This window comes from Chimaeribacter coloradensis (genome assembly GCF_002858715.1).
In the GTDB taxonomy this organism is placed as follows: domain Bacteria; phylum Pseudomonadota; class Gammaproteobacteria; order Enterobacterales; family Enterobacteriaceae; genus Chimaeribacter; species Chimaeribacter coloradensis.
This window is the reverse complement of the sequence record NZ_PJZH01000037.1, coordinates 1-25,144: the sequence shown is the minus strand read 5'-3', so window position 1 is coordinate 25,144 and position 25,144 is coordinate 1. Positions and strand designations below refer to the sequence as shown.

General features: G+C 49.8%; 28 protein-coding genes and 1 pseudogene. 26 read left to right on the top strand and 3 right to left on the bottom strand.

Going from position 1 to position 25,144, the window contains the following annotated elements; translation table 11 throughout:
- The 13 genes from CYR32_RS21525 to CYR32_RS19710 form a co-directional block, all read left to right on the top strand.
- Positions 1 to 1,121, top strand: a 1,121-nt coding sequence (locus tag CYR32_RS21525; RefSeq protein WP_146000737.1) for an FRG domain-containing protein, incomplete at its 5' end; no start/stop codon positions are given.
- An 899-nt stretch (positions 1,122 to 2,020) separates the two neighbouring features.
- The gene (locus CYR32_RS19765; RefSeq protein WP_101826829.1) at positions 2,021 to 2,917 is read left to right on the top strand and encodes an integrase domain-containing protein; all 897 of its coding nucleotides are present in this window, start codon (positions 2,021 to 2,023) and stop codon (positions 2,915 to 2,917) included.
- Positions 2,918 to 3,215: 298 nt separating this feature from the next.
- The gene (locus CYR32_RS19760; RefSeq protein ID WP_101826828.1) at positions 3,216 to 3,563 is read left to right on the top strand and encodes a hypothetical protein; all 348 of its coding nucleotides are present in this window, start codon (positions 3,216 to 3,218) and stop codon (positions 3,561 to 3,563) included.
- 98 nt (positions 3,564 to 3,661) lie between these two features.
- Positions 3,662 to 4,003 (top strand): hypothetical protein, encoded by a 342-nt coding sequence (locus CYR32_RS19755; RefSeq protein WP_101826827.1) that lies wholly within the window; start codon positions 3,662 to 3,664, stop codon positions 4,001 to 4,003.
- 108 nt (positions 4,004 to 4,111) lie between these two features.
- Positions 4,112 to 4,720: a hypothetical protein gene (locus tag CYR32_RS19750; protein ID WP_101826826.1), complete on the top strand. Its 609-nt coding sequence runs from the start codon at positions 4,112 to 4,114 to the stop codon at positions 4,718 to 4,720.
- A 105-nt stretch (positions 4,721 to 4,825) separates the two neighbouring features.
- Positions 4,826 to 5,437, top strand: a complete 612-nt coding sequence (locus tag CYR32_RS19745) for a hypothetical protein (protein ID WP_101826825.1) — start codon at positions 4,826 to 4,828, stop codon at positions 5,435 to 5,437.
- 71 nt (positions 5,438 to 5,508) lie between these two features.
- Positions 5,509 to 6,105: a hypothetical protein gene (locus tag CYR32_RS19740; protein ID WP_101826824.1), complete on the top strand. Its 597-nt coding sequence runs from the start codon at positions 5,509 to 5,511 to the stop codon at positions 6,103 to 6,105.
- Positions 6,106 to 6,179: 74 nt separating this feature from the next.
- Positions 6,180 to 7,166 (top strand): ArdC family protein, encoded by a 987-nt coding sequence (locus tag CYR32_RS19735; RefSeq protein ID WP_101826823.1) that lies wholly within the window; start codon positions 6,180 to 6,182, stop codon positions 7,164 to 7,166.
- Positions 7,167 to 7,267: 101 nt separating this feature from the next.
- The gene (locus tag CYR32_RS19730; RefSeq protein ID WP_101826822.1) at positions 7,268 to 8,206 is read left to right on the top strand and encodes a DUF1281 domain-containing protein; all 939 of its coding nucleotides are present in this window, start codon (positions 7,268 to 7,270) and stop codon (positions 8,204 to 8,206) included.
- Positions 8,203 to 8,514: a DUF5983 family protein gene (locus CYR32_RS19725; protein WP_101826821.1), complete on the top strand. Its 312-nt coding sequence runs from the start codon at positions 8,203 to 8,205 to the stop codon at positions 8,512 to 8,514. Before CYR32_RS19730 ends, CYR32_RS19725 begins: the two co-directional genes overlap by 4 nt.
- Positions 8,515 to 8,603: 89 nt before the next feature.
- Positions 8,604 to 9,284 (top strand): N-6 DNA methylase, encoded by a 681-nt coding sequence (locus CYR32_RS19720; protein WP_101826820.1) that lies wholly within the window; start codon positions 8,604 to 8,606, stop codon positions 9,282 to 9,284.
- Positions 9,285 to 9,399: 115 nt separating this feature from the next.
- Positions 9,400 to 10,917 (top strand): UvrD-helicase domain-containing protein, encoded by a 1,518-nt coding sequence (locus CYR32_RS19715; RefSeq protein WP_101826819.1) that lies wholly within the window; start codon positions 9,400 to 9,402, stop codon positions 10,915 to 10,917.
- Entirely contained in the window at positions 10,907 to 12,559 is a 1,653-nt protein-coding gene (locus CYR32_RS19710; protein WP_101826818.1) for a TraI domain-containing protein, read from the top strand. Before CYR32_RS19715 ends, CYR32_RS19710 begins: the two co-directional genes overlap by 11 nt.
- A 32-nt stretch (positions 12,560 to 12,591) precedes the next feature.
- Here the strand turns inward: CYR32_RS19710 and CYR32_RS19705 are convergent, their stop codons facing one another.
- Genes CYR32_RS19705 through CYR32_RS19695 form a run of 3 tightly spaced genes read right to left on the bottom strand, consistent with a single transcriptional unit; the run spans position 12,592 to position 14,005 of the window.
- Positions 12,592 to 12,978, bottom strand: coding sequence for an acyl-CoA thioesterase (locus CYR32_RS19705; RefSeq protein ID WP_101826817.1), 387 nt, complete (start codon positions 12,976 to 12,978; stop codon positions 12,592 to 12,594).
- The gene (locus CYR32_RS19700) at positions 12,978 to 13,448 is read right to left on the bottom strand and encodes a hypothetical protein (protein WP_101826816.1); all 471 of its coding nucleotides are present in this window, start codon (positions 13,446 to 13,448) and stop codon (positions 12,978 to 12,980) included. The genes CYR32_RS19705 and CYR32_RS19700 overlap by 1 nt, the downstream gene beginning before the upstream one ends.
- Entirely contained in the window at positions 13,430 to 14,005 is a 576-nt protein-coding gene (locus tag CYR32_RS19695; protein WP_101826815.1) for a hypothetical protein, read from the bottom strand. Before CYR32_RS19695 ends, CYR32_RS19700 begins: the two co-directional genes overlap by 19 nt.
- A 587-nt stretch (positions 14,006 to 14,592) precedes the next feature.
- Here CYR32_RS19695 and dnaB-PI point away from each other — a divergent pair.
- From dnaB-PI to CYR32_RS21785, 13 genes and pseudogenes are all read left to right on the top strand, one after another.
- Positions 14,593 to 15,981, top strand: a complete 1,389-nt coding sequence (gene dnaB-PI / locus CYR32_RS19690; RefSeq protein WP_101826814.1) for an SPI-7-type island replicative DNA helicase — start codon at positions 14,593 to 14,595, stop codon at positions 15,979 to 15,981.
- Positions 15,978 to 17,489 (top strand): ParB family protein, encoded by a 1,512-nt coding sequence (locus CYR32_RS19685; protein ID WP_101826813.1) that lies wholly within the window; start codon positions 15,978 to 15,980, stop codon positions 17,487 to 17,489. Before dnaB-PI ends, CYR32_RS19685 begins: the two co-directional genes overlap by 4 nt.
- A 3-nt stretch (positions 17,490 to 17,492) precedes the next feature.
- A complete protein-coding gene (locus CYR32_RS19680) occupies positions 17,493 to 18,077 on the top strand; it encodes a DUF2857 domain-containing protein (RefSeq protein WP_101826812.1) in 585 nt (194 codons plus the stop codon).
- Between the two features lie 45 nt (positions 18,078 to 18,122).
- Positions 18,123 to 18,371 carry a ParE family toxin-like protein gene (locus tag CYR32_RS19675; protein WP_049852763.1) on the top strand — a complete coding sequence of 83 codons (249 nt, stop codon included), beginning with the start codon at positions 18,123 to 18,125 and terminating at the stop codon, positions 18,369 to 18,371.
- Between the two features lie 76 nt (positions 18,372 to 18,447).
- Complete coding sequence (locus CYR32_RS19670; protein ID WP_101826811.1) at positions 18,448 to 19,638, top strand: STY4528 family pathogenicity island replication protein; 1,191 nt, start codon at positions 18,448 to 18,450, stop codon at positions 19,636 to 19,638.
- Positions 19,639 to 19,820: 182 nt separating this feature from the next.
- Entirely contained in the window at positions 19,821 to 20,534 is a 714-nt protein-coding gene (locus tag CYR32_RS19665) for a PFL_4669 family integrating conjugative element protein (RefSeq protein ID WP_101826810.1), read from the top strand.
- Between the two features lie 10 nt (positions 20,535 to 20,544).
- On the top strand, positions 20,545 to 21,099 hold the full coding sequence (locus CYR32_RS19660) for a hypothetical protein (protein WP_165698284.1): 555 nt from the start codon (positions 20,545 to 20,547) through the stop codon (positions 21,097 to 21,099).
- A gap of 14 nt (positions 21,100 to 21,113) precedes the next feature.
- Entirely contained in the window at positions 21,114 to 23,186 is a 2,073-nt protein-coding gene (locus CYR32_RS19655) for a DNA topoisomerase III (protein WP_101826808.1), read from the top strand.
- A 329-nt stretch (positions 23,187 to 23,515) separates the two neighbouring features.
- Entirely contained in the window at positions 23,516 to 23,998 is a 483-nt protein-coding gene (locus CYR32_RS19650; RefSeq protein WP_101826807.1) for an STY4534 family ICE replication protein, read from the top strand.
- A 57-nt stretch (positions 23,999 to 24,055) separates the two neighbouring features.
- Positions 24,056 to 24,268 (top strand): hypothetical protein, encoded by a 213-nt coding sequence (locus CYR32_RS19645; RefSeq protein WP_101826806.1) that lies wholly within the window; start codon positions 24,056 to 24,058, stop codon positions 24,266 to 24,268.
- Between the two features lie 104 nt (positions 24,269 to 24,372).
- Positions 24,373 to 24,615 carry a DUF4160 domain-containing protein gene (locus tag CYR32_RS19640; protein WP_101826805.1) on the top strand — a complete coding sequence of 81 codons (243 nt, stop codon included), beginning with the start codon at positions 24,373 to 24,375 and terminating at the stop codon, positions 24,613 to 24,615.
- Positions 24,599 to 24,847, top strand: coding sequence for a DUF2442 domain-containing protein (locus tag CYR32_RS19635; protein WP_007885438.1), 249 nt, complete (start codon positions 24,599 to 24,601; stop codon positions 24,845 to 24,847). The genes CYR32_RS19640 and CYR32_RS19635 overlap by 17 nt, the downstream gene beginning before the upstream one ends.
- A 93-nt stretch (positions 24,848 to 24,940) precedes the next feature.
- Positions 24,941 to 25,144: pseudogene (locus CYR32_RS21785) on the top strand (hypothetical protein); the annotation flags it as partial.

Sequence of the window (25,144 nt, the reverse complement as noted above, 5' to 3'; positions counted from 1 at the left end):
CTAAAGATCCTGGCCTTATCAAAAGAGCCTATTATCGTGGTCAGAGAAGGTTTAAATATAATATCAATTCTTCATTATCAAGACTTTTTTCAAATAATACAATTAGCCCTATTAGTGTTCAGAAAAAAAGCATAGTAACCGGAGCTATGGAAAATTTCGATGTTTCAAAAAGAGGGTTTGCAAGTGAGCTATTTAATAATTTTAAAGAAGGATATATAAACTATCCTGACGTTAATATATTGAAAGGGTATAATTTGAATGATCTCGATTTGCAGTTCAATGCTCAGCATTATGGACTCGCAACTAGGGTAATTGATTGGACGTTAAGTCCACTTGTTGCTTTATATTTTGCAACTGAAGATAGAAGTGACGTAACAGATTCTGATGCTGCAGTTTTTATGATTTGGGATCCAGATAAAAAAATAGATGTATGTTCCAGTGAGAGTCTGTTAGGGCGAATAAATACATCAGCTAAAGCTCACAAAGGCGTTTATGATTTAATATATAATTTCATAAATACTAATTATAAGTCATTTTTGGCAAATCCTAAGTCAGAAAAAAGTAATGAAGTAGTAAAGGAATTAAAGGGAGGGATAATGAATCTCATCTCGTCAGTTTCTTATGGGAGAATTATTGATTTAAATAATAAATATTCTATTTATACTTTGTTTGATAGCCAATCGATTGCTCATGAGAGGTATGTTAATTCCTGTATTCTCTATATGCAGGGAAGTGACATTAACTATCATGGAAATATCAGCTCTATTGAGTTATACAATCCTTTTAACACTATTGTGACACCTGCTTCATTAAACCAAAGACTAAAGAATCAGCAAGGTGTGCTAATGTTTAGTAACCTGTTAGAGGGCGATGTTTATCCCGCAAATAATGTACAGGAAACATGTGTAGTTGAAAGTGTTGATGCTGTTAGTGATGCAACTTTAAGTAATATACTTAGTGAAGGCTTTTTAAAAATACGTATCCCATACTCTAGCATATCAGTTATTCGTCAAGAGTTAGCTATGTATGGGTTTAGTAAAGAATTTATTTATCCTGAACTACCTTCTTATACTGAACAATTACAAAAAAGATTGCTTTCTAAGCTAGCTAATCGCTTTTGAAAATGAACTGCAGGTTTTGACTTTTGGCAAAACCTGCTTCAATATTCGCAGTGTAAGACAGCCGCATATGCGGCCACCAATGGTCCGGTAGCTTGAGAGGAGCGCCTTCGGGTAGCTACGAAAACACTCCTGCAGCCTGAAAGGGAGAACACATCAGTGTGGTACATCTGCCCGCTCCTGGAAGCAGATATCGTCAAAACAAGCGCACCTACGACGCGACGATTGGGGTACATTAATCACACCAAAGCATGGCTTTTACATACGCCTCACGCCCTCAGACAGGCATCCTCAATGATGCTTTTCTTCACTTACGTTATGAATATTTGCAGGGATACGCCCTGAGCTGCATACGACTTTTGCTATGACGCTTAAGCCCATTTGGAACATTTGGGCGCTTGCGGAAGACGCATTAGGAGCATGAAGCTGCGCGGCGTCACTTTGGTTCGAGTGAAACGAGAACAAAGTGACGCGCGCAGCGCATAACGACCAAACCCACGTACAGTGCGGTTTTCAGCATGCCGGTACAATCTGACGTGCACGTATTACGTGTTTTCAGATGCTCTACTGGCTATTTATCAACCATGACGCGACGTTAACGAACACCCCGTTAAGGGCGTTTTACTAGAAGGAGAATGATCGACTCGGTATCGATGGCGACATCAGGAAACTGGTGTACGGAGGCAGACTGACTAACGTCAGCACGGCGCAAGCCGCAAACAGGTCAGAGACCTGGGGAGCCTCGCAAGAACTCAACATTTCGCCGCCCCGATGCACAGATACCAGTCGAGACGCAGGAAGCGCAAAAGCAACCGTGTCATCGGGGAAGAGATGTACAGATTCAGAGTCATACAGCTGTGGGTTAGCGGGTCAACAGCTGTGGGTTCTGATGGAGAAAAGCAATGTCCGGAAAATTAGGTAAGCAGCTCGTCACGCTCGCACGTCAGGGCGGAGGAAGTTTTAAAACGGTTTCTGATCGTTCAAAGATTGCCAGTCGCTTTTCGGAGCGACTGGCAACCCTTAATATTCAGATTCGGGACGTAAGCCATATTAAAACCAAACATATCGAGAACTATATTCGTAGTCGTCAGGATGAAAGTATTTCGTCCCGGACGCTGCAAAATGAAATGGCCGCATTACGTTCAATCCTTTCTCAAGGTGGGCGTAACGTCCTGGCTAATCCAGCGCATGAAAAATTGAGTAATCAGGCGCTAAATATTTCTGGAGCCAGCCGCGAAGGCACTAAAGTTGCCATTCCTGATGAACGTCTTAAAGAAATTGTCTTGACGGTTTCAGAGAAAGACAGGGGGATTGCTTTAGGTGTGCAGCTCGCCAGATATATTGGTTTACGTGCGGAGGAAACGGTTCAGTCGGCAAAGTCATTAAAAACCTGGCGAAAAAGTCTTGAAGCCGGAAATGATAATGTACGCGTTGTGTTTGGCTCTAAAGGTGGCCGTCCACGTGATGCCACCGTTTTTGAGAAAGCAAAGGTTGTTAAGCTGTTAAATGAAGCTATTCAGTACATAGAAAAGAATAACGGTAAGTTAATTGATAAGCCAACGCTTCATCAGGCGCTTGATCGTTATCATAACGTATTACGTGAAAGTGGAATGACCGGAATTCATGCGCCGCACAGTCTCAGATACGCTTATTCACAGGATGCTGTAAACCATCATCTTGAGAATGGCATGAGTCGTAAAGAAGCTGAGGCGCTTGTATCAATGGATCTTGGACACGGAGATGGGCGTGGTGCTTACGTTGCCCGGGTTTATAACCGGACAGATGAGCCAGATGAATAAAGGGCTCTTGTAATTTGCCTTAAGCAGACGCTATTATTAAAACGCTTCTTACGTTGTCTTCGGACAACCACCAATGGTCTGTAGCTTGAGATGACCGCCTTCGGGTAGCTGCAAACAACACTCCTGTAGCCTGAAAGGGAGAACACATCAGTGTGGTACATCTGCTCGCCTTTGGAAGCAGATATCGTCAATCACGGCTCCTACTGCCTGGCGATGAAGGTACATTTAACCATCCGGCTTCGTCCTTCGGGGAAACATTCCCGACAGGGCAAATGTTTCTCTGTTTTCTGGAGAAACTATGTCCATAACCCGCTCGTTTCTGAATGAATTGCGTACGCCATTCGATCTGGTCCTTTCCGTTGCAACTCGCGTTGCATCTGAATGTCCTGACCTTAAGGCTGCACTCAGGGGTACATCGTGGCTTGCTTCACCTTCCGGTCATTATGAATTCCGTTCACGCGTCTGGTTTGACGATCAACGTTATTACGCCATTGTTATGGCTAGAACGTTGATTGAAGGCCAGCCAGGCGATGAATTCATTTTTAGCCGGCACGGTGAGCATTTTACACATAAAGCTGCAGCGAAAGCCGCTCAGCATGCCGCGTCTGATGCTGCGACCTTCAGAGTGTTCACCGCTCAGAAGTAACAGCGCAGTCGTCTGAACCATACATTCGCTATGCGAATGCCCATCGGGAAACATCTTCCCGACAGGGCAGGTGTTTCCCGCTCAACAGGAGAAACACCATGTATACCCTTTTATTACCAACCTCCTTTTCCCTAAAAGGCATCTTTTCAGCACCCTCCGCAGCAGCGTCATCCCTGCGGGATCGCGTCACGGCCGGTAAAAGAAAAGAAGACTGGATAACGAACCGGACTGGCTCACTCAGCTTTAAGGTTCAGGTTCATCAGTTACCTTCAGGAAAATGGACGGCCGGCATACTTACACGTTCCGGCACATTTTACGGTAATCACCGGTTTGGTTCTCTGAAAAAGCCGGATGAGGTATTCCGCTCTTACCGTCAGGCTCGCCGTTTTGCACTGAAACTGGCGAATCAGATGGCAACACTTCGTTATGCATATCAGTGATGGAGGGAGATCTGGCAATTGGCCGATTAAAATCTTTCTAATCTGACTTAACCCTGTGGGGATTTATTCTCCATCAGGGGGATAAATCCCTTTTTTTGAGGATTTATCATGACACCAATCTCCGTACCACCCCAACACGTTACCTATACCGTGAAGCAGAGCGGATCGATATCCCCGAGCCAGTGGCACAGTTTTACCTTGGCAGTCACAGAAGCATTCTGGCTGTTACCGGTACATCTCCGTCCGTGCTCGCCAACTAACGGTACACGTCTGGAACGCGCATCCATGATGTTTACTCACCCCGGGGCTTTTGAATTCGGTGGAAAAGACGAAGGGAATCACAAATCCAAAAGCGTGATGTTTACCTTGGATATGAGCCCTGATTTGCGTATTGAAACTGAAGGTCAGCCCATCGACTTCTTCACGCGGATTGCGCTACTGATGCTGTATCACCATTGCTCAGGCTGCTTTGAGATAACGTCATCAGTCGGCGGCGTCAGCTGGGCGCTTCCTGTTCGCTGGGCAATACGGCACCAACTGATTGCTGACAGTAATGCTCCTCAGCCTTTCAGCACGGAAGGTTTCATTACCGGCGCAGCTGATGAATTGCTCATCAGAAGCGTTTCCGGGGGTGATCGTCCGTTTACGACGGCTGACTGGGGACTGATTTCAGAACTTGAGTTCACGCTCGAAGAACTGAAAACCGGCAAACGCTGACATTGACCCATCCTTCCGAGATTAACTCTCCGGATAGACTAACTTAGCCCAACAGGGATTTACCTCCCTGTGGGCGGTAAATCCCCTTTTTAATGGAGATTTACCATGACACATACACCAACTGATCCTCTGGTCCTTCCGGGCGTTTACCAGTTTGAGCAGGGAGCGTCCATAAATGATGAACAGTGGTTCAGATTTACCGACGCAGTTAAAGAAGCTTTTTGGCTTCTTCCCGCTCAACTCCGGCCATATAAGCAGCTGGGTTTTGACATGAACCGCGCGTCAGAACTTTTTGACGAAGATGGTTCGGTCACGTTCAACCATAAGGACGGCGAAGGCTACTGCCTCAATCCGTTCTATCTCAGGCAGACGCTTTCGGATAATTTTCGGCCATACCGTAAAGTGGAGAGCCAGCGATGCAAACAGGATTTATTCGTACGTATCGTGCTGGTTCTTCTGCATAACCTATGTCCCGACAGCTATCACATAACCAGTTCCTGTCCGCAAAGCTGGCATTTCGCGCAGCGATGGCTGGCATGGAATATGGATATGTTTACCAAAGCACCTGAAAAAATACCGGCATCGTTTGTTATACCCGGCGCAATTGAACACCTGCTGCTGGTAAAAACCTCCGGTCCCGGCAAGCAGGTCACCACTGAAGAGTGGGAAGCCATATCAGGCATTGAGTTCTGGCTTGCTCAGCAGCACAACAGCTGACCTGTATACCCATCCTTCCGGGATTTGCTCTCCGGAAGGAGACAGATCCCGCTATTACAGCAGGTGATCCTATGTTTACTTTCAACAGTGACGCGCTCGCGCAGCTGTTTCATGAAACTTACCATCAGGCTATGTCAGTCAGGCTTGTTATCTGTTCGCAGGATGGTTTGTTCCTGGAGTTCAGGAACGGATTACCGGGTCAGCTTTTCTACCGCAAAGCGCGAATTTATGCGCTTGAATACAGCGGTGGGAGTACCGACCCGGGCGTGCAGGTAGAACTGAAGTTTGGTCATATCTCAGAGACATACGATCTCACTGTCGATGACCCGACCTTTTTCAGTCCCATAACGCCGGCAGACAGGGTGATTGTTCTGTCTGTCCGTTCACCCTATCAGCTGAAGCGCAAAACCATCAGCTGGCTCAGTCAGCGTAAACTCGCGCTGTTCCGTGAACGGATCGACCGGATGAGGACTTCAGATTTTTGTGACTGCAGCTGCGATGAAGAGCGGGCCCGGTGGTTCGGTTCGGCAGCTTTAATGCTTGAAGAAGCAATGTTTACTGACAGTAAGTGGCATGACCGCCACGTTTTCTATCATTCAAGGTGGCAACTCCGGTTGCGGCTGAACAGCATAACCGCCGACGGAAAGATTATTTCTCCGGTGCGTTAACCACTTTCCCTGACGGGCGTATTTCTCGCCCGTCAGGGGAGGGATGCGCCCTTTTTTCATTTAAGGAGCATCCCATGACTAAACCAACCAAAACCCGTCGCACGAAGAAAACTGAGAGCGTCGATCTGTACCAGAAGGTCACTGACCGTATCGTTGAGGCACTGGAGAACGGCGTGGCACCATGGAAAAAACCGTGGCGCACTGCTGGCCGCTACGCCGCAGCGGGTCCGTTACCGGTTAATGCCTTAACCGGTAAGCCTTACAGCGGCGTAAACGTGCTGCTGTTATGGCTGGCCGCAGAGGAAAAAGGATACAGCACCGATCGCTGGGTAACTTATCGTCAGGCGCAGGAGCTGGGCGGTCAGGTTCGCAAAGGTGAAACGTCATCAGAGGACATTATCTTCAGACCTTTTGAAAAGCAGGCTGAGGATGCCAGCGGAAACAAGCTGTTTGATTCCGACGGTAAGCCGCTGATGGAATCGCGGGCCATGATAAAGCCTAACTTCCTGTTTAACGTCGAGCAGTGTGACGGTTTACCGGATAGTGTTGCGGCTGTACCGCATGAGTCTCCCGTAGCTGAATACCCCGGTACGATCGACTGGCCGACGGAAAAACGGATATGTGAGATTGTGCATATGGCGGGCGTTAAGGTTGAGTTCAGATTACAGAACCGGGCCTGTTACGCCAGACACACTGATTCAATACTGATGCCGAAGGCGGAACAGTTTTTTACCCACGCCGACTATTTCAGCACGTTGCTGCATGAAGTTGTGCACGCCACCGGCCATGAGTCACGACTTAACCGCGAAGGCATAACCAAACCGTCGAAAAAGTTTGGCGATCCGGTTTATGCGTTTGAGGAGCTGATAGCGGAGATGGGCAGCGCGTTTCTCTGCGCCCAGCTCGGCGTGTTTGGCGATGTTCAGCACGACAGCTACATAAAATCGTGGCTTGAGGTACTGAAGTCGGACAAAAAAGCGCTTTTCCGTGCCTGCCGGCACGCAAGAGAAGCGTCAGAATTCTTACTGCAGTTAGATAAAAGTGCGGCTGAAGCTGCATAACACACCAACCCGGCATCGTTAAGTAAACGCGTTGCCGTCCCGTGAGGGCATTGTTCCTCACGGGACAGTGCCCTCTTTTTTTGAAAAAAGAGGAATTAACCATGTCAGACTGGTGCCATAACCGTTTAGAAATCACCGGAAAATCCGCGCTCATCAGCATTATGGAAGAGTGGATCAGCGGTGAAGCCGTACCGCTTTACCGTCACGCCGTCATGCGCAGCATAAAGCTGTTTCTGGCGGGGTATGGCGGCCTGCTACGCCCGGTTAAAACGGAGTCTTTTCCGCCGTTTCCCGGGTTAATGCAGAGCGGAACGGGACAGGGCACGCCAGCCAACCTGGCGTTTGAGCAGTGGCTCGGTTTACTGCGCAATGACGTACCGCTTGACGGGGAGCATCTGCGCAAAATTGAGCGGCTTTACCATCAGTCGGGTATCGACGCGATCCGCTGGGACAGTATTCCGGACGTTTCACGCAGACATATCGCGCGACTCATTGAGGAACGCTATGCAGACTGGTTTGGTATTGCCACGCTTTCCCGGGAAATCGATCCGGGTCAGTGCTGGGAACGACTGAGTCAGCTGCCTGACAGGGCGCAACCCTGCGATATGCTGCAGATAATCCCGAGCCGGCTGGCTGCCGAACTGAACGGAAGTGGCGGACTCCTGTCCGGGGCGTCTACGTCCTGCAGCCTCTATTGCCGGCAGTACGGTATGGAATGGCCGGCAGGTCACAATGTCAGCTGGGAACGTGATGGCGTCAGCAGCATAAAACTTGCGTTTGATTCCGCCTGGTTCCCGCCGGCAGCAGAGGTCATCGCGGCACTGTCATCGACCTTTGACTGTGAAATTCGGCACTGGTACAGCGAGCCGGTTCACGATCTTGATGGTTATGACTGTTACGATCGGGGCGAGCACGTCTGCAGTGCTGAGGCGATTATTGACGAGCTGGACGACTGCAGGCCCGGGCTGCATCTGGTGCCGGTAGTTGAACCTTATGAACCAGAAGGTGCAACATCCGTTCATCAGGCGGCACAGGTATGAGCGGCAACAGTGAGTACCTTCGCTGCCGCGTTATTTCGACGGCTCACCTCTGCGCAGAAGACAATGCGCTGCTGGATGAAATCACGACCCGTGAAGTCGGTAACGGTGAGTGGGTCCACTATATCGGTGGGGGCTATCTTCTGCGGTTAACCGCGTGTACCGCGGCGGTTCTGCGGCTGAAAGAAGCCGGGTTATCGAAAGAAGCCCGCCGCGTGATCGCTTCACTGATGCGTTCGGATGCCGTGGAAATCCTGATTTTTGAATCAGGGGCTCCGGAGGCGGAAGGATTCACCACGTACAGCTGGTAACCAAAAAAGGCGGGCCGTAGGGCTTGCCTCACACCCTGAGGGGAACACCTCCTCAGGGGCGTGTTCCCCTTTTTTTATGGAGAACACGCATGACTTTTATCAACCATCGCAGCGCATTCCTGAAGATTTTCAACACCACGGCCCGTTATCATCACCGGCACAAAGTGTTTGAGGACTTTGTCAGCTGCGCGGCCATTGCGCTTCACAACGGCGTTGCGCACGATGCAGAGCTGGAAAAGCAGTATCTGAGCATAATTGCCGGTTACGAGAAGGAAGACGTCACCCGGATGGCTGAGTTACTGGGTCACGTCGTGATGGCGCTCGATCAGGAACGTTGTGATTTTCTCGGCAGCGTTTTTATGGAGCTTGAGCTGGGAGATAAGTATCGCGGCCAGTTTTTCACGCCGTGGGACGTATCGCGAATGATGGCATCAGTGCAGCTTTCCGGCATCGATGCGCTGATGCAGGGAAAAGACTTCATTACCCTGCAGGAGCCGGCGAGCGGTGCAGGTTGTATGGTCATCGCCTTCGCTGAAGAGTTTGCTCAGCGCGGTTACACGGTCTCAGAACAGCTGTGGGTGTCGGTGACGGACGTTGATCCGCTGGCCGCCAGTATGTCCTATATACAGCTCTCGCTCTGCGGCATTGCGGCAGAGGTTGTGACCGGAAACGCGCTGACGCTTGAACGGCGTCGCACGCTTTACACCCCGCTGCACTACACCGCCAGGTGGGCAGCAAAACTCGGCCGCGCAGAGCAACGCGCAGCCTGACCATAACGCCTCTCCGGAGGCGTTTTTTTTGCGGGTCAGTATAGAGTTTGCGGTGGATACCGCTTCCCCGGCAGGGCATGGTTCATGGCATGACGCTGACGGAGGTACTGAATACATGAAACCCACGCAGGAGCAGGCACAGATCATCGCCTGGAAAGGCACAAAACTTGTCGTTATGGCGTTTGCCGGTACGGGCAAAACGTCCACGCTTGAAGCCTACGCGCTGGCAAACCCCACGGAGCGGATGCTTTATCTCGCTTACAATCGCGCGATCAGGGAGGAGTCCGAGCGTCGTTTTCCTTTTAACGTCGAGTGCAGAACGTTTCATCAACTGGCATGGCCGGCGTTCGGGCGGCACTTTCAGGCGCGGCTAACCACGTCTCTGCGCGTAACGGATATTGCGCGGCTGCTCAACACCCGTCACTGGCTGCTGGCACGGACTGCGCTGAACACGCTTAACACCTTTCTGTACAGCGCCGACGAAAAAATCTCATTTCTGCATCTGCCCAATGAGAGTGATCGGGGCGGACTGGACGCGGGCAAAATACTCGGCGCTGCACAGGTCATATGGCACGAAATGACCCGGATGGATTCACATTTTCCGGTAACGCATGACACCTATCTTAAACTTTATCAGCTGTCCGTTCCGGAGCTGAACAAGAAATGGGACGTGATCCTGTTCGATGAGGCGCAGGATGCGAATCCGGTGACCAGTCAGTTTGTTCTCAGCCAGCCCTGTCGCATCATTCTTGTCGGCGATCGTTATCAGCAGATATATCGCTTCAGGGGGGCGGAAAACGCTCTCGTTTCTCCACAGCTGGAGACTGCAGACAGGCTGTGGCTGACGAACAGCTTCCGGTTTGGGCCGGCGGTCGCAGACGTTGCGAATACCCTGCTTGCCGAGGCGGGGGAAACCCGCCGGATCTGCGGCCTTGGCGGTGAGGACCAGGTTGTACCTGAACTGCCCGCCGGAACCGCGCACTGCTGCGTTATCAGCCGGACGGTAGCGGGCGTGATTGGCTCAGCCCTGATAGAGAGCCTGACGGGTAAAAAGGTGTACTGGGTGGGCGGCATGGAGGGATACCGCATTGGTGAACTGGAAGATTTGTACTGGCTTTCGGTCGATATGCCAGATCGCATCCAGTCGCCGCAGCTGACGCGCGACTTCAGCGATTTTGAAGCATACCGGTCTACTGCCAAAGCAACAAAGGATCCGGAAATGGGGCAGGGAGTTCGGCTTCTGGACATGTTCTTTCCGCTGCCAATGCTGCTGGCCGTGTTAAAAAAGCAGGCGGTGACGCGCGAAAGCGATGCTGATGTGACGGTCGTGACGGCGCACCGCAGTAAAGGGCTTGAGTGGAACGCGGTCAAAATGAACGACGATTTTGTTGATATTAACGATCCCCTTTTAAACCCGCGCGAAAAAGAAGATGAGTTGAATCTTCTGTACGTATCGGTGACGCGCGCGCGCAAAATTCTGGTGCCGAATGAGCTGGTCTGTATTGTGACCGGCTGCCTTGATGCACTGAGTGGAGACTCTGAAACGCCGGACGGAAAGGACTCAGAGAGCGCGAAGGCTGCGCTTAATATCAGCAATGAAGCTGAATTATCAGGGAGTCAGAATGTTCAGTAAGCTCATAACCATGATATCCGGGGGGCAAAACGCGGCTAAGTCAGCGCAAGCTGGCGGTAAGGTTCCGCCGGGATATTTCGCGCCACATTCAGCCGCAGAGCTGCTTTCTTCCCCGCATCGTAAGCTCTTTCTCAGGCAAATCTGGGATAACACGTCTTTGCCTGAGGAGATTTATAACCGGCTTTACCTGGCACCGCTTAAAAGACTCGCTGAGAGCGTACAGAATGTGCCGGCGAGCGCGGAAGGTGAATGGAGTAAAGAGGGCGGATACATAGATCTCACCCTGAAATTTACCGCCTGCAGCGTCAGGCTGGCAAAAGGCCATATGTTTCCTCCCGGCGCGTCACCCGAGGAACAGGCCGCTAAAAACACGCTCTGGAATGCGATTGTTTTCTGGTCAGCGCTTACCGCGCATCTGCCGCAACTGACTAGGATTGAAGGTGAATTACTGGACGGGCAATGCTGGATCCCTGGTATGACATCGCCGGGTGCACCCTATCGATTCCGGATAAGCAATGCAGCTGATGCCGGTTCGGCGGCAATAATGGCCGCCAGGCTGTTGCCTGATGACGGGGTCACCTGGCTCTGTGGCGATCGCCAGGCCATGCGGGTGATGGCTTCTCTGGCCGGCGGGGATACGGCGGCCATGCCGCTCATCAAAGAAATTCTCGACAAAGCGCGAGGAATGAGCGGTTCGCCCGCCGGTTGTGCGCAGACGGGCTTGCCTGCAATGGCCGCTGCGGAGCTGGTGCCGGATCCGGGGATACCGGTAACGATATCCCCGGGCGATATCATCAGTGCTGCCTCTGCACTCGCCGATATCCGGTCGGAAAGTGCTGAGGATCTGGCCTCCGGTCTCGCACCAGTGAACGCAGAACCTCCGTTAAGTGCGGATGATGAAACCGGATCTTTGCCCTCGGCACTTTCAGAAAACTGCGGCGTAGTAACTGAGCATCCAGTGGCTGAAAAAGCGGCTGATGATGATACGACCGTCCTTCTCAGCATGTTTGCAGCAGCTGAACCGGCGGACACCAACGAGGATGAACAGGCAGAGAGAGCAGTTACGGCTACAGCAGATGAGTGTTTGCCTGTACAGGATATGAATGAACCGGTAATTGCAGTTCCGGATGAAAGCCCGGAACTTATTCCCGATGCTAAGCCGCAGGAAATATTGCATGTTATTGATTCAGTGCTGGATCAAACCGACAACGGAAAAGTGGCGTGTGAACACCCCGTTATTCTCGCTGCACCTGAAAGCAGTAATGCAGGTAATCTTGGTGAGCAGTTTTTATTGTGGCTCAGAGAGTCAGTTAATAATAAATCTCTCAGCGTGAATGAGAATGACAGCCTGCTTCATGCAGTGAGTGGATTTATGTTTATTTCCCTGCCGGGCGCAGCTTTTAAATTCATTGAGGCAACAGGCATTGATAACGATCGTAGAGCTGTTCAGGCGTCATTTGAAAAGAATGGCGTATTGCATATGCGTAACGATAAGCGTTTTTTCAGGGTTAGAATATATGAATCTGAAGGTCTGGAAGGTAAATATCAGAAGCGGAGTGGATATTTAGTCCGGCTCTCTTTATTTTATCAGGCAGGAAAGGACAAGGTTAAAGACAGTCGATATATACTGATTGAAAATTGACAGGGGAACCCGGCAGGGTTCCCTCAGAAAATTCAGGCAGGAATAGCATTTTTCACTACATCAGGTATACCAGGTCTGCCGTTAGCGATACACGTAGCGGTGAACACCGCTTCTGCATACACAACATCGTTAACCAGTATTTGCTGGATGAAATTGACACGGCTGCGCTTCTCGTTTGCCTGAAGGGCGCAGGTTACCTGCATTTCATCCCCTTTCTGAAGGCTCTTTTTAAAGCGCATCGTGTATTCAAGGATCATATGAAGGCGTCCTTCAGCGAACTCTTGTTCCAGATCCAGTCCCAGTTCCTCTTTCATAAAGGCGTGGCGCGTCCACTCCATGTAGAAGGGATAATACAGTCCATCCACAACGCCCTGAAAATCAACGTGCTTTTCATCCACGGAATAGGTTTTGGTAAACATTATAAGTCCTTAAAGTAGTTCAGTAGTGCAAACCGCATTGGCAGTATCAGATTTTCAAATTCCTTTTGCGAGGTATCAGCTCCGGTGCAAATATTAAGCGCCATGCTCATATCATTCTCTATGCCATATATAAAGCTAATGCCATGATATATATTGTGTTCTTGCCTTTGCGTATCAATGATGTTGTTTTTTTCATTGCGTAAGGCGTCATCCCAGATGACGGTGCTAACATCACCTTTGCTTATTTTTGTAAGCTCAATTCCCATCTTTATCAACAGGCTGTCTTTATACTTGCCTTCGTAATAAAATTTATTATCCCATTCAGCGTAGCCGTTGCTTTGATGAGCTGAAATGTTGTTATTAACGACCAGTAATGTAGATATGTATGTAGTACGCTCAAACTTATCGAGAAAGTTTATTACTTCATTGCTGCACTGGTGAAATTTCAATTTCACTTCTTTTGAATCCATTTAACTCTCCGGCATTCATAAATATCGCTCTTCATTAGTGTTATGCTTTGGTTACCCTCTAAAATAATTGACTTTTCATCCATTACTTTCAGGACACCAATATGTAATCCATTTACACTTTTCACATAACACAATTTGTTATTATTAGGGTCGATATTTGTAATCGTAGATACAATACAGAACTCTCCGAAACTTACGTATGGTTCACCGTACATGCCGCCTATCTGAACCAGCTCAACATCTGGTAGTTGGCGACTTGCAAGGATGAAAAGCGTGTCTTCGTCGAGCTTCGCATATTCAGTGAACTGCGGAGGGAATCCTTCACCCGTCATGATCCACTGACCATTAACTTGCAGACCATTTTCGGTGAAAAACTCAGCAATTATATGTATCACATCCATTCTACGGGCAGGAACTGAACCGTCAGATTCCCAGCGTGTGTAGGTTGTGTAGGATAGGTCCATGTTTTTTTGCTGTATATAACTCACAACTTCCTGTGGCGTAGTACCCGTCGCAGCCCTGCAACACTTAAGTCTCTTCTCAATCGTGTCTAACATTCGCATTCCTTAACGGAAATTATTGCAATGATTTTAAAGGAAAAAATTGCATAGGTTTCGGGAATAATTCCTGGTGAGTGGGAAAAAATTGCATAAAAGGCATTAGAAGTGGTAATATGTAAACAGTTAACAAATTTAGTGTTAAACATTATCATAAAATGACTTTTTCTTGACGCTTTTTAAGTGAGAAGTGAGGGCATAACCCATCCAGAAGCCATCTGAGAGGGTTTTGAGCAATCAGGGTTCCGATCCGTTTTAGCAATTTGATATTCCTTTCCCGTCATTTGGGTTAAGGAAATTCCTAAGTAAAACTTATCCTGGAGATGATATGCCCTCACATGATCAATCACGAGCCCCGGCTCCCATCATTTATATAGGTCCAGTAAGACGTAACAATCTGGAAGGGTGTGCAGTAAAACTTACTCATTCATCAGGTCGAGTTATAAGCGCTTCGAAAATCGTTCAAGGTCTTATCGACGCTTATTTAGATCAATACGTAACTGAACTAACTGCTAAGTCTGCAATTACGTAACACATCCATTATCCATAGCTCAGCACATCCACATGTTCTGTGGAGGGATAGACTCATGCCTAATCAGCCCGGCACTCAGTTAGCTGTACCTCATTCAACGCAAGCCGAACAATGTGTTCTGGGTGCGTTGATGCTGGATAATGACCGTTGGGATGAAATAAACATCCTACTGACAGCACAAGATTTCTTTGTCGCTGCCCATCGTCATATATTTAAGGCGATGAGCAGCTTGTCTTTGTTATCCCAGCCCATCGACCTGATAACCCTTAGCGAGAAGTTGGAGCGTGACGGTGCGCTTGAACAAAGTGGCGGCTTTGCTTACTTAGCGGAATTGAGCAAGAACACGCCTTCAGCTGCAAACATTCTTGGTTATACGGATGTCATCGTTGAAAAGAGCCGTTTGCGTACTCTGTTGGTTATCGGCAACAGCCTTGTAGCTGATATCCAAATCAATCGGCTCAGTTCGCAAACGGTCGCAGAGCAAGCTGAAAATGCGCTCTTCCGGCTTCATGAGCAAGGCACGAGCGCAAACGAGTGCGAATCAGAAATTATGGTTGCCCTTGATCAAGTGCTCAGCAAGCTTGAAGTAGCTACTGCAACTGAAAACGGTATCACTGGAACGTCAACAGGCATGGCTGAATTGGACTTCATGACATGTGGCTTGCAACCAGGTGATCTGATTATCCTCGCAGCACGTCCCTCTATGGGTAAAACCGCTCTGGCTGTTAGTTGGTGCATCGGTGCAATAGAAAGTAAGCCTCAAGACGCTGTCTTTATTTTTAGTATTGAAATGCCAACTGATCAGCTAACTATGCGCATGCTATCGATGCGCAGCCGTGTTGATCTGACCAAACTTCGTAGTGGCAACCTGAGCGATGAAGATTGGGGCCGCATCAGCCAGGGCGCAACAGAAATAGCAGCGTGGCGCGATCGACTTATTATCGACGACAACAGCTTCCAGACGCCGGCGACGCTACGTACCCGTGCGCGTCGCTATGTTCGTAAGTACGGCAAGCCTGCCTTAATCATGGTCGATTATTTACAGCTTATGCGATGCCCGGACATGGAAAACCGCACGCAGGAAATCGCCGAAATTTCCCGTTCGCTTAAGGCGCTTGGCAAAGAGCTTGACTGTCCCATCCTTGCTCTGTCGCAGCTCAATCGACAGGTAGAACAGCGTGCGGACAAGCGTCCCAATAATGGCGATCTGCGTGATTCAGGCGCACTTGAGCAGGATGCTGACCTGATTGCATTTATTTACCGCGATGAAGTCTACCACGCTGATACGGCGCATCCCGGTCAGGCTGAAATCATCATAGGTAAACAGCGTCAAGGCCCTACCGGCACCATCAAAACCCAGTTTGACAGCAGGTTTACTCTCTTCAGTGAATATCCTGAAGGCGGGTATGACTTTGGTTACGATTTCAGGAGTGCTGGTCAATGAGTAAACTTCAGCTGGTAGAAAACTCGTCTGTTAATAGTAGCAATCAGGCCAGGGATTTTACTCTGGATGAACTTTGTGTGAATCCAGATAATCCGCGCAAAAGCCGTAATCCTTTGTTTGATGATCTCAAAGCATCTATTCGCGCGCGCGGTCTTAATTCTGTGCCTTTAGTGACGCGCGATCCCCGTCTTCCCGATGGTAAGTGGACCTTTAGCGATGGCGGCAACACGCGTTACACCATCATGCGTGAACTTTGGGATGAGACTGGAGATCCACGTTTTTTCAAAATGACCTGCATTGAAAAGCCGTGGCCTGGACGCTTCCAGTGCCTCGCGGGGCACCTCGCTGAAAATGAAACTCATGGGCAGTTAACTTTCATCGATAAAGCTCTCTCTGTAAGTGAAGCGCGGTTATTGCTCGAAGAAGAACGTGGGAAAAAAATTTCTTTGCGTGATCTTGCCGTTGAACTAACTAACAGCGGCCTGCCCGTACATTTTTCCAGTGTTAGCCGAATGGAAGATGTGGTGACAAATATCTATCCCTGGATGCCTGTATTGCTCGCATCCGGCTTTGGTGGTCGTGAGCTTAGAAAATTGCTCAAACTCCGTCATGGAGCTGAAAAAGTTTGGGATAAGTACCAGTTTGAAAAGAATATTTGTACAGAAGCCGATTTCACAAATGTATTTGGTGAGTGCTGCCGTAAATTTGATGATCCTGAACTATGGTCAATTGAAATGTTCACTGATGAACTTATTGGCGACCTTACAGATGCGTTTCCTTGCGATGACCTTGACTATGATGGCTGGTTGCTTGAGCTACGTGGTGCCGACAAAGTAAAAGCAGAACCTGCTGAAGACATTACTTTTGCTGTTTCTTCTGGTTTACCGGCCAATTCCTCAACGGTTGCAAATGACGATGTAGCTGAGCTCAGTCAGCTGTCTGATGAATTGACTCCAGGCGATTCAACCCTGCTTGAGGATGATACTCCTGGCGTAGAGCAATCTACCGCAAAGAAGCAACCTAAGGATTTATCTTCTTTAGTAAAAGAAGATGAATCGCATGCTTTACAAGGTCCTGATGATTATTTACCGGCTGTTGCTCAACCAGAAATCCATTCGCTCTGGCACGTCAGTGCCCTTCAGGATGACATTGAGCATTTGCAAAGTTTGGCCTGGCGTCTGAGCTGGGATATTGCCAGTGCTCATGACTGTGGTAATTCGTTAACACCTGCCAGCGAAAACGCATCACAGTCTGGTTATCGGCTTTCAGTGCCTGTTGATGATGCTCCTCTTGTAGCCTTATTTCTTGCTTCACTGACAGACGATACGAGTTATCAGGATGCTGCGAACCTCACTTCTGAATTGCTGATCGGGTCATCTGAATCAGCCAAACCTGTTTTTGATGACGAGCAAACCCTGACGGTGTTTCGGCTAATCAGGATCCTTCGTCGTCTCCGCGAACTGCAGCGCAAAAGTGCTGCTTCCATTGTTCCTGCAAATGAAGGGTAACTGATGAACACGAACCTCTCCCGGGCTGCTAATGGCTTCCTGCTTGACTTAGTTATGGAACTCAAAAATGGGTTTATACGGCGCTGTGACAAAATGGGGCTTACGTCTGAAGAGATTGCCACGCTGAAAGATATGACCATTGAAGATATTCATTACATCATCAATAGCGAGGTTTCTGTCCTTTCGTTTCAGATAAACCAGGACAATCTGGCCCGACTGATGACGCAAGCCAGGGAAGAACAAACGCGTAAGCAACGTATTGATCGCGCACTTGCTCTGGGGGGGTCCATCAAGCTCATGGAGCATTTTTTCGGGCTGATGAGTAATGACGTTGCGGCGCGTCGCAGGATAGCCGGCATAAAAGTTCGTGCAGGTCGAGGAACCGTTCTTAGCGATGAACAAAGTACGGAGCTGTGGGAAATCTGGGCGGCAAATGACAATAAAGCACTTCGAAGCGAAACGGATGAGGGGCTGGATTTGATGCTGCTTGCCGCTGAACAAATGGATATTTCTCTCACCGCAGTCTGGAACACTGTTCTCAAGTGGGAGAGTGAAAATCTGACAGCGGCCACGCGGAGAAGAGCATGAGTTTTAACCGGCGGAGTGCGTTCACTGTAATCAGATGGGGGCAGGATGCGATTTAAAGAGATCATACCGGGCCTGAAAGCCCCGACGACTGTTCCGGCGTCATTGTCTAAAAAAGCGGTCAGCGCGGTTCAACGATTCTGGCACGGAGAGCGTAACTATAAGCGCCTGAATGAAAACCGGACGGGCTATTACAAGATTGATCTCGGCCCGTTCTGGCGACTGCTCAGCCGTGATGAAGGGCGCACCTGGGAGATGATGAACCATGAGCGCTATAACACGGCTATGCGCAACTGAAGCGTAGTCAGAATGCTGAGCGATGAGCCTTTAGCGGCACATTGCTCAGCATTTTTTTGTATTCAGAAGGTGAAGAATGACATTACCAGATGACAGCCTTATCCATCAGGCAGTCACAAAATTAACTGATCGGCTGACGGCACGTTTACCGGAAGAACAGAACAGCTATGTTCGTGGCGGTCTGTTGTTCACGGGTAACATACACGATTCTATGCCGCGCTGGCTGCTTCTCGATCAACGTCTCTCCCCGCTTGATAAAATGGGCTGGATAATTATCCGCTTACACGCTTTGAGCAATGACGGTGCCGTTTTTCCCTCCTATGAAGAATTGCAGCTGCAGCTGGCAACGCCGGGTAAAGGCAGGGCATCAAAAGAGACCATCAGCCGGATACTTCTGATGTTACGCATCACGGGCTGGCTCAGCCTCTGCAAACGCGTCAGGGATGAAAAGGGAAGGGTAAGAGGAAATATTTATGCGCAGCATGATGAGCCATTGTCATTTGCTGATGCAGAAATGTTCGACCCACACTGGCTTAAAACGGTGGCTGAAGCCTGCCTGAGCAGTAACCGGACCGTCAGCGCCACGGCAAAGATAATCATTAGTGAAATCCGGCTTGATCCCACAATGCTCCATCATCGCAGTCATCTCCAGATGATTGAGGCCCGTCTGGGCTCAGCCCAAAGTCCTGAAGAATCGATCCGCCGTGCCGCACCCGGGCAGACAGTCCGCTCGCCGGGTTCGGATTCCGAACTCAGCTTAAAGAAGCATGATCTGCAGCCCGGTTCGGATTCCGAACACAGTGAGAGTACCGGGAATGACAACCGGGTTCGGAATCCGAACAGTTACGTACGTAGTTTTACTAATAATACAGATAAAACATACGTAACCGGTTCGGTTTGCCTGCCAGATGACTTCGCCTCACTGCTGAAACCAGCAGACCGGGACATGGTTAATCGCCAGCTGCAGGCGCTGTCGCCTGAGCAATCTGCCTTGGTGCTGTCGAATGTTATTCGTGCACAGCGTGAAGGCAGCCTGCAAAACCCGCTTGGCTGGTTGCTGACGGTGCTTAAAAAGGCCCGACATGGGGAGCTTTATCCTGCAGAAAACGTACGAAAAGTACCTGATCACATGAGCTCGTCACCGCGCCCTGAACTACGCCCTTTTAAGCCTTCTCGCCCTGATAGCCGGCAGACGTGCAGTGAAGAGCGCGTAAGAGAAATCGTTCAGAGTCTTCGAATGTCTGTTGGATCTCAGAGAAATGATTAGGCAGCCAGCGGACTCACAAGAGCTAGCAGTGTTGCACGGTGCAACAGTGGTCATTAATCAAGCGCCATAGGCAGCAAACAAATTTTACTTTTCGAATATCTGATTTCGAATTGTTTACGGTCCTCTCAGGAATGAGGATCGCCACTTAACTTACGAAAGCCTTTGCCAATCAGGAGACAGCTATGGCCGAACAGACAACCCCTCAAACAGCGCCCCGGCGATCTGGCGGATTAGTATCCACGCTGACTGTCGAGCTGCACTCGCATTATGCAATCAGGCTCTGGGAAGGGCGCAATCGATCAGATGAGAAATCAAAGGCGGAAAAACGCCCCAAAATTCTGGGGATGCCGGAAGCGATGTCGCGGGCAGGGTTCGCCGGGCGTGATGCCGCAGCCGGCAACCCCTATGGTGATGAGTTGCTGGTCAAACTTGAAGAGGCCATTAAGCTGGCGACTCAGAAGGTGGAAGAGCAAGTCAAAAAGATAGAAACCATTACAGCCGCCATTCCGGCAGGTATCACCATATCTGAAGTGACATCTTCCGAGCCGCTGAACCTTGATGTATTCAGCCGTTCCCCCCTTGGTTATCGCTGTGTCTGGCTGTTAGTGCATTACGATCAGCTGGCGCTGAAAGCCTTCCGGGCATTCCATTACGGTCTGATCTCCCGTTCACAGCGCGATGATTTCCTCGAAAAAGGGAGTAAAGCGATACGTGTAGTCTACGGGTTGATTCAGAACTACCGGACCGTGCCGGTGACATACGAGGATATCCGCCATAAAACGGCGCGGGGTCTGGCTGCCATAGAGCGCCTGGGGGAACCGGATCCTGCCGTTATGTCAGGCAAAAAACGTTCTTCATTCTCTCCACTTTCTGCCGTTACCTCAGAGGACGATTAATTTGAACCGGATGATTACTTTGGGCGTTATCTGCGTCCTTCTCAGCGGCTGTGCCGGCACTGACTTTGCCAGCATCAACAAAAATATCAGCGATACCGCTTTCAGTATCAGTAAAACCCTGCGTGGCAGTGATTCAAGTTTCATGGATTCCGGCAACGGTATGCCGGTGCTGACAAAAGCATCAGGATCTGGCGGGAAAAGTGCCAGCAAACAGTTCAGCGTGCCGGTAGATATCGATACGGCAGCCGCGCGACTAAAGCGCCACTACGGCTATGTGAGTGCTGATGAAATTGAACATATTCGTTCCAGAGATCGTAACAGCCGCTGGAGTGCTGCTGCTATTGAGGACGCTCATCCAGTGTGGGAAGCCGTTCCGGGGAGCTCTTATCGCATGGGCAGCGACGTGGGGGACAACGACCATATGGATATTGAGCTTGAAAAGAACGGTTCCGGTACGCGGGTATATGTGACATACAAATCACCCGTCGCATCGCACCTTACCGGCAGCGTGTTCAACAACGTTATGTCTCAGGTCCGCCAGGTTGCGTCTGGTCAGGCACACTAAAACCGGAGGCCGGCATGCAGCTTTATCTATGTGAAAAACCCTCCCAGGCCAAAGATATTGCCCGCGTGCTGGGCGTCAGCCAGCGCGGCCAGGGGTGTATTAGCGGCGGTAATATTACGGTCACGTGGGCAGTTGGCCATTTGCTGGAAACGGCCACGCCCGAAACCTATGGCGAGCAGTTTGGACGCCCGTGGCGCACGGAGGTGCTTCCGATCATCCCAGACCGCTGGCAGATGACAGTCAAGAAAGACACTGCCGATCAGTTCGGCGTTATCAAAAAACTGCTGAAACAGGCCAGTGAGGTAGTCATCGCAACCGATGCCGATCGCGAAGGTGAGGTGATCGCGCGTGAGCTGATGGATTACTGCAATTACACCGGTGCCGTGCGCCGGCTGTGGCTTTCCGCGCTGGATGAAGCCAGCATCAAAAAAGCCCTCAGTGAAATGTTGTCAGGCGACCAGACCGAAAAACTGTATCAGGCGGGTATTGGCCGCTCGCGGGCGGACTGGCTTATAGGGATGAACCTGACACGGCTTTATACCCTTAAGGCCGGTGAAGCCGGATTATCGGAGGTGTTTTCCGTGGGCAGGGTGCAGACGCCCACGCTCGCTATAGTGGTTAACCGGGATCTTGAAATTGCTGGCTTCACACCAAAGCCCTGGTGGAAAGTCAGAGCGCAGCTTGAAAAAGACGGTGTCCGTTTTGAAGCTGAATGGGTTGCTGCGGAGCAATACTGTGATGATGAAAAACGGTGTGTAAATCAGCAGATTGCACTGGCGGTTCAGCAGATCTGCCTGAAAGCCGGGAACGGCAGTGTGATTTCCGTTGAGAAAAAGCGGGCTAAAACGCCGGCACCGCTCTGTTTTTCCCTCGGCGATCTTCAGGAAGCCTGCAACAGGAAATGGGGTTTGGGCGCTAATGAGGTGCTGTCTATAGCCCAGTCGCTGTATGAAACGCACAAAGCGACGACCTATCCGCGAACAGACTGCGGTTATCTGCCAGTATCGATGCGGGAAGAGGTCAATGACGTTCTCCAGGCTGTACAGCATTCTGATCCTGCTATCGGCAGCGAGCTTTCCCGACTTGATACCGCATATACCTCGCGCGTCTGGAACGACAAGAAAATTACTGCGCACCACGCCATTATTCCGACGCGACAGCCATTCGACATAGCAAAGCTGAACGCAAAAGAGCTCAAAGTCTACTCTCTTATCCGCCTGCACTATCTGGCTCAGTTTATGCCGCTGCAGGAATCCGATGTGACGGATGCCACCTTCAATATCGGTAATCAGCTTTTCCGCACGCGCGGCCGCGTGATGGTTCATGCCGGGTGGAAATCCCTATTCAGGGGGGAGCTGGCTGAACAGGAAGAGGGTGAGGGTGATAAGGAGTCCGCCGCGCAGCTGCCCGTGCTGGAACAGGGCAAGGTCTGCAGCGTCACCGGTGCAGACGTCAAAGATAATGTGACAAAAGCTCCGCCGCACCACACGGAAGGGACGCTTATTGCCGCCATGAAAAACGCCGCCAGTCTGGTCACGGATCCCCAGCTTAGGAAGGTACTCCGCGATAACGCGGGGCTCGGTACAGAAGCAACGCGAAGCGGCGTACTGGAAACGCTGTTTAAACGTGGCTTCCTGGAGAAAAAAGGAAAATTCATCATTGCCACGCAGATGGCGCGGGAACTGATCGCTGCTTTGCCAGAGACGCTGACCAGTCCGGGCATGACGGCCCTGTGGGAGCAGGCGCTGGATGACATTGCCCAAGGAAAAAGCGGGCTCAGTGATTTTATGCAAAAGCAAAGCCAGTGGACCCGGCATCTGGTCGAAAAAGGGCGGGACACTGCCTTTAAGGTCACGGTTCCGGTCGGCCCTGTCTGTCCGCTGTGTGGCGGACAGACCCATCAGCGTAAGAGTAAGGAAGGTAAATTCTGGGGCTGTGTGAAGTACCCGGACTGTAAGGGGATCGTTGGTGAGACAAACCGTAAAACCCGACGCCAGGCTGCGGGTAAAAGCCGGAGCACTGGTAAAGGGCGGAAAAGCCCAGCTTCTGCGCCGGCTACTCTCAATCTGCAGAGCCAGAAAGGTTGACAGTAGTGACATTTGGCTTAAAAATAAACGTGCTTGTCCGTCGTCTCTGACGACCACCAATGATTCATCGGCCTGAGAGAATCGCCTTCGGGTGGCTGAACATAACACTCCTGTAGCCTGCAAGGGAGAACACATTAGTGTGGTACATCTGCTCGCCTTTGGAAGCAGATATCGTCAATCACGGCTCCTACTGCCTGACGATGAAGGTACATTCAACTATCAAGATAGTCAGAATTTAGCTGATTCTGACTCCCCGACGGGAATACTTCTCCCGTCCGGGCAGAAGTTTTCTCCGTCGAACCAAATTTGACCTCTATGGAGAAAACATCATGTCTGTAAATAACACCTCTAATACTAGTAACACCGGTAAATCCAAAGACTACTTCAACCTGACCATCAACGGACTGGGCTATCTCAGCAACGTTCGCCAGGTAAATGCTCAGTCCGGCACCTTTATCAGCTGCGTGATCAACGCACTGTCAGGTCCGAGCGACAGCCCTTCTTATGTGCGTTTCGACGTCACCGTTGCCGGCAAAGAAGCCAGTAGCCTCATTAACCGCTGCCAGAAAGCGGTGGATGAGGATAAGAAAGTGCTGATTGGCTTTGTTCTGAGCAACCCATCAACGGACATTTTTCAGCTGAAAAATGGTGAGCACGCGGGTGAAAGCCGCGTCAGTCTGAAAGCCCGCCTGATCAAAGTGGACTGGATCAAGATAGGCCAGGACATGGTCTTCAAGACTGAACGCGCTGAACCTCATCAGGCACAGAATACTGCTTCACAGCAGCAATCTTACGCTGATAACTCATTCTAAATCCGCTCACCTTAGGCTTGCTATAAACAGAGTAAGTCCTCTTTCACAGGTAACCCTATGAATACTCAAACAGGCTTTTTAGCTCAGAAATATCTCAACGTGGCGCTTCCGCTCGAAGTTATGCAGTCTGGTCGAGGCTATTATATTGGTACAGCAGATCAGGAAAGCGGTGCACCGGCAACCCGAGAATCTAACGAATATTTTCGTAAGAAAATTGACGCTGAAAATGCGCTTAAAGCTAACTTATGGACTCAGAAAGAGCATCCGTAATAGAGGGGCGGCATAGCACGATATGCCGCTGTCTTTCTGCGACCCCTCACTGCCTTTTGATTAATGCAGTAAATTTCACCATAATCCTTTAAAGGTTACTGACGATGCCTGTCATACTACGGCTGAACGGTTTTCGGTTCTTTTTCTACTCCAACGAAGGCAATCCGCGCGAACCTGCTCACATTCATGTGATAAAGGCCGGTACAGAAGCAAAATTCTGGCTGGAGCCGGTTATAAAACTGGCAAGTAACGATGGATTTGACTCCCGGACGTTAAAAGAGCTGATGACAGTGATAAGGCAACACCAACTCATGCTTCTGGAGGCCTGGAATGATTATTTCAGCTAAGAACGTTCGGTTCGATCATCACATTATGTGGGTCGAACTCTCGGACGAGCGGATAATCGGCGTACCGCTTTCATGGTTTCCCCGGCTTCGCAACGCGTCTGCCGAACAGCTGAAAGATTACGAACTGTCTCCCCGTGGTATCCACTGGGACGCACTGGACGAAGATATCTCAATCGATGGCCTGTTACAGGGACGCGGTGATGTAACGCACCCGCCTCATCAGGTCGCCTGAAGGTGCTGATTAAAAAACGCTGACTTCGGTCGGCGTTATTTTTGTATAGTGCCGTATACGTACAACCTTGATTGCATTTGAGAAAGAAAATTTATGGTGATTCAACCACGCCACAATCCTCTTTCAGAGGAAGATAATTCGTTTAAAAAAAACGCTAAAAGGCTGAATAATTATTGGGAGCCTATATTTGATCCCAGTTTTTCAGGGTTGAATAATGAATTCAACTGGAGCACTAATCAATCCAGTAAAATAATTAAGTCGATGTGTTCGTCTAAAGTGATTCATGATTCGATGAAG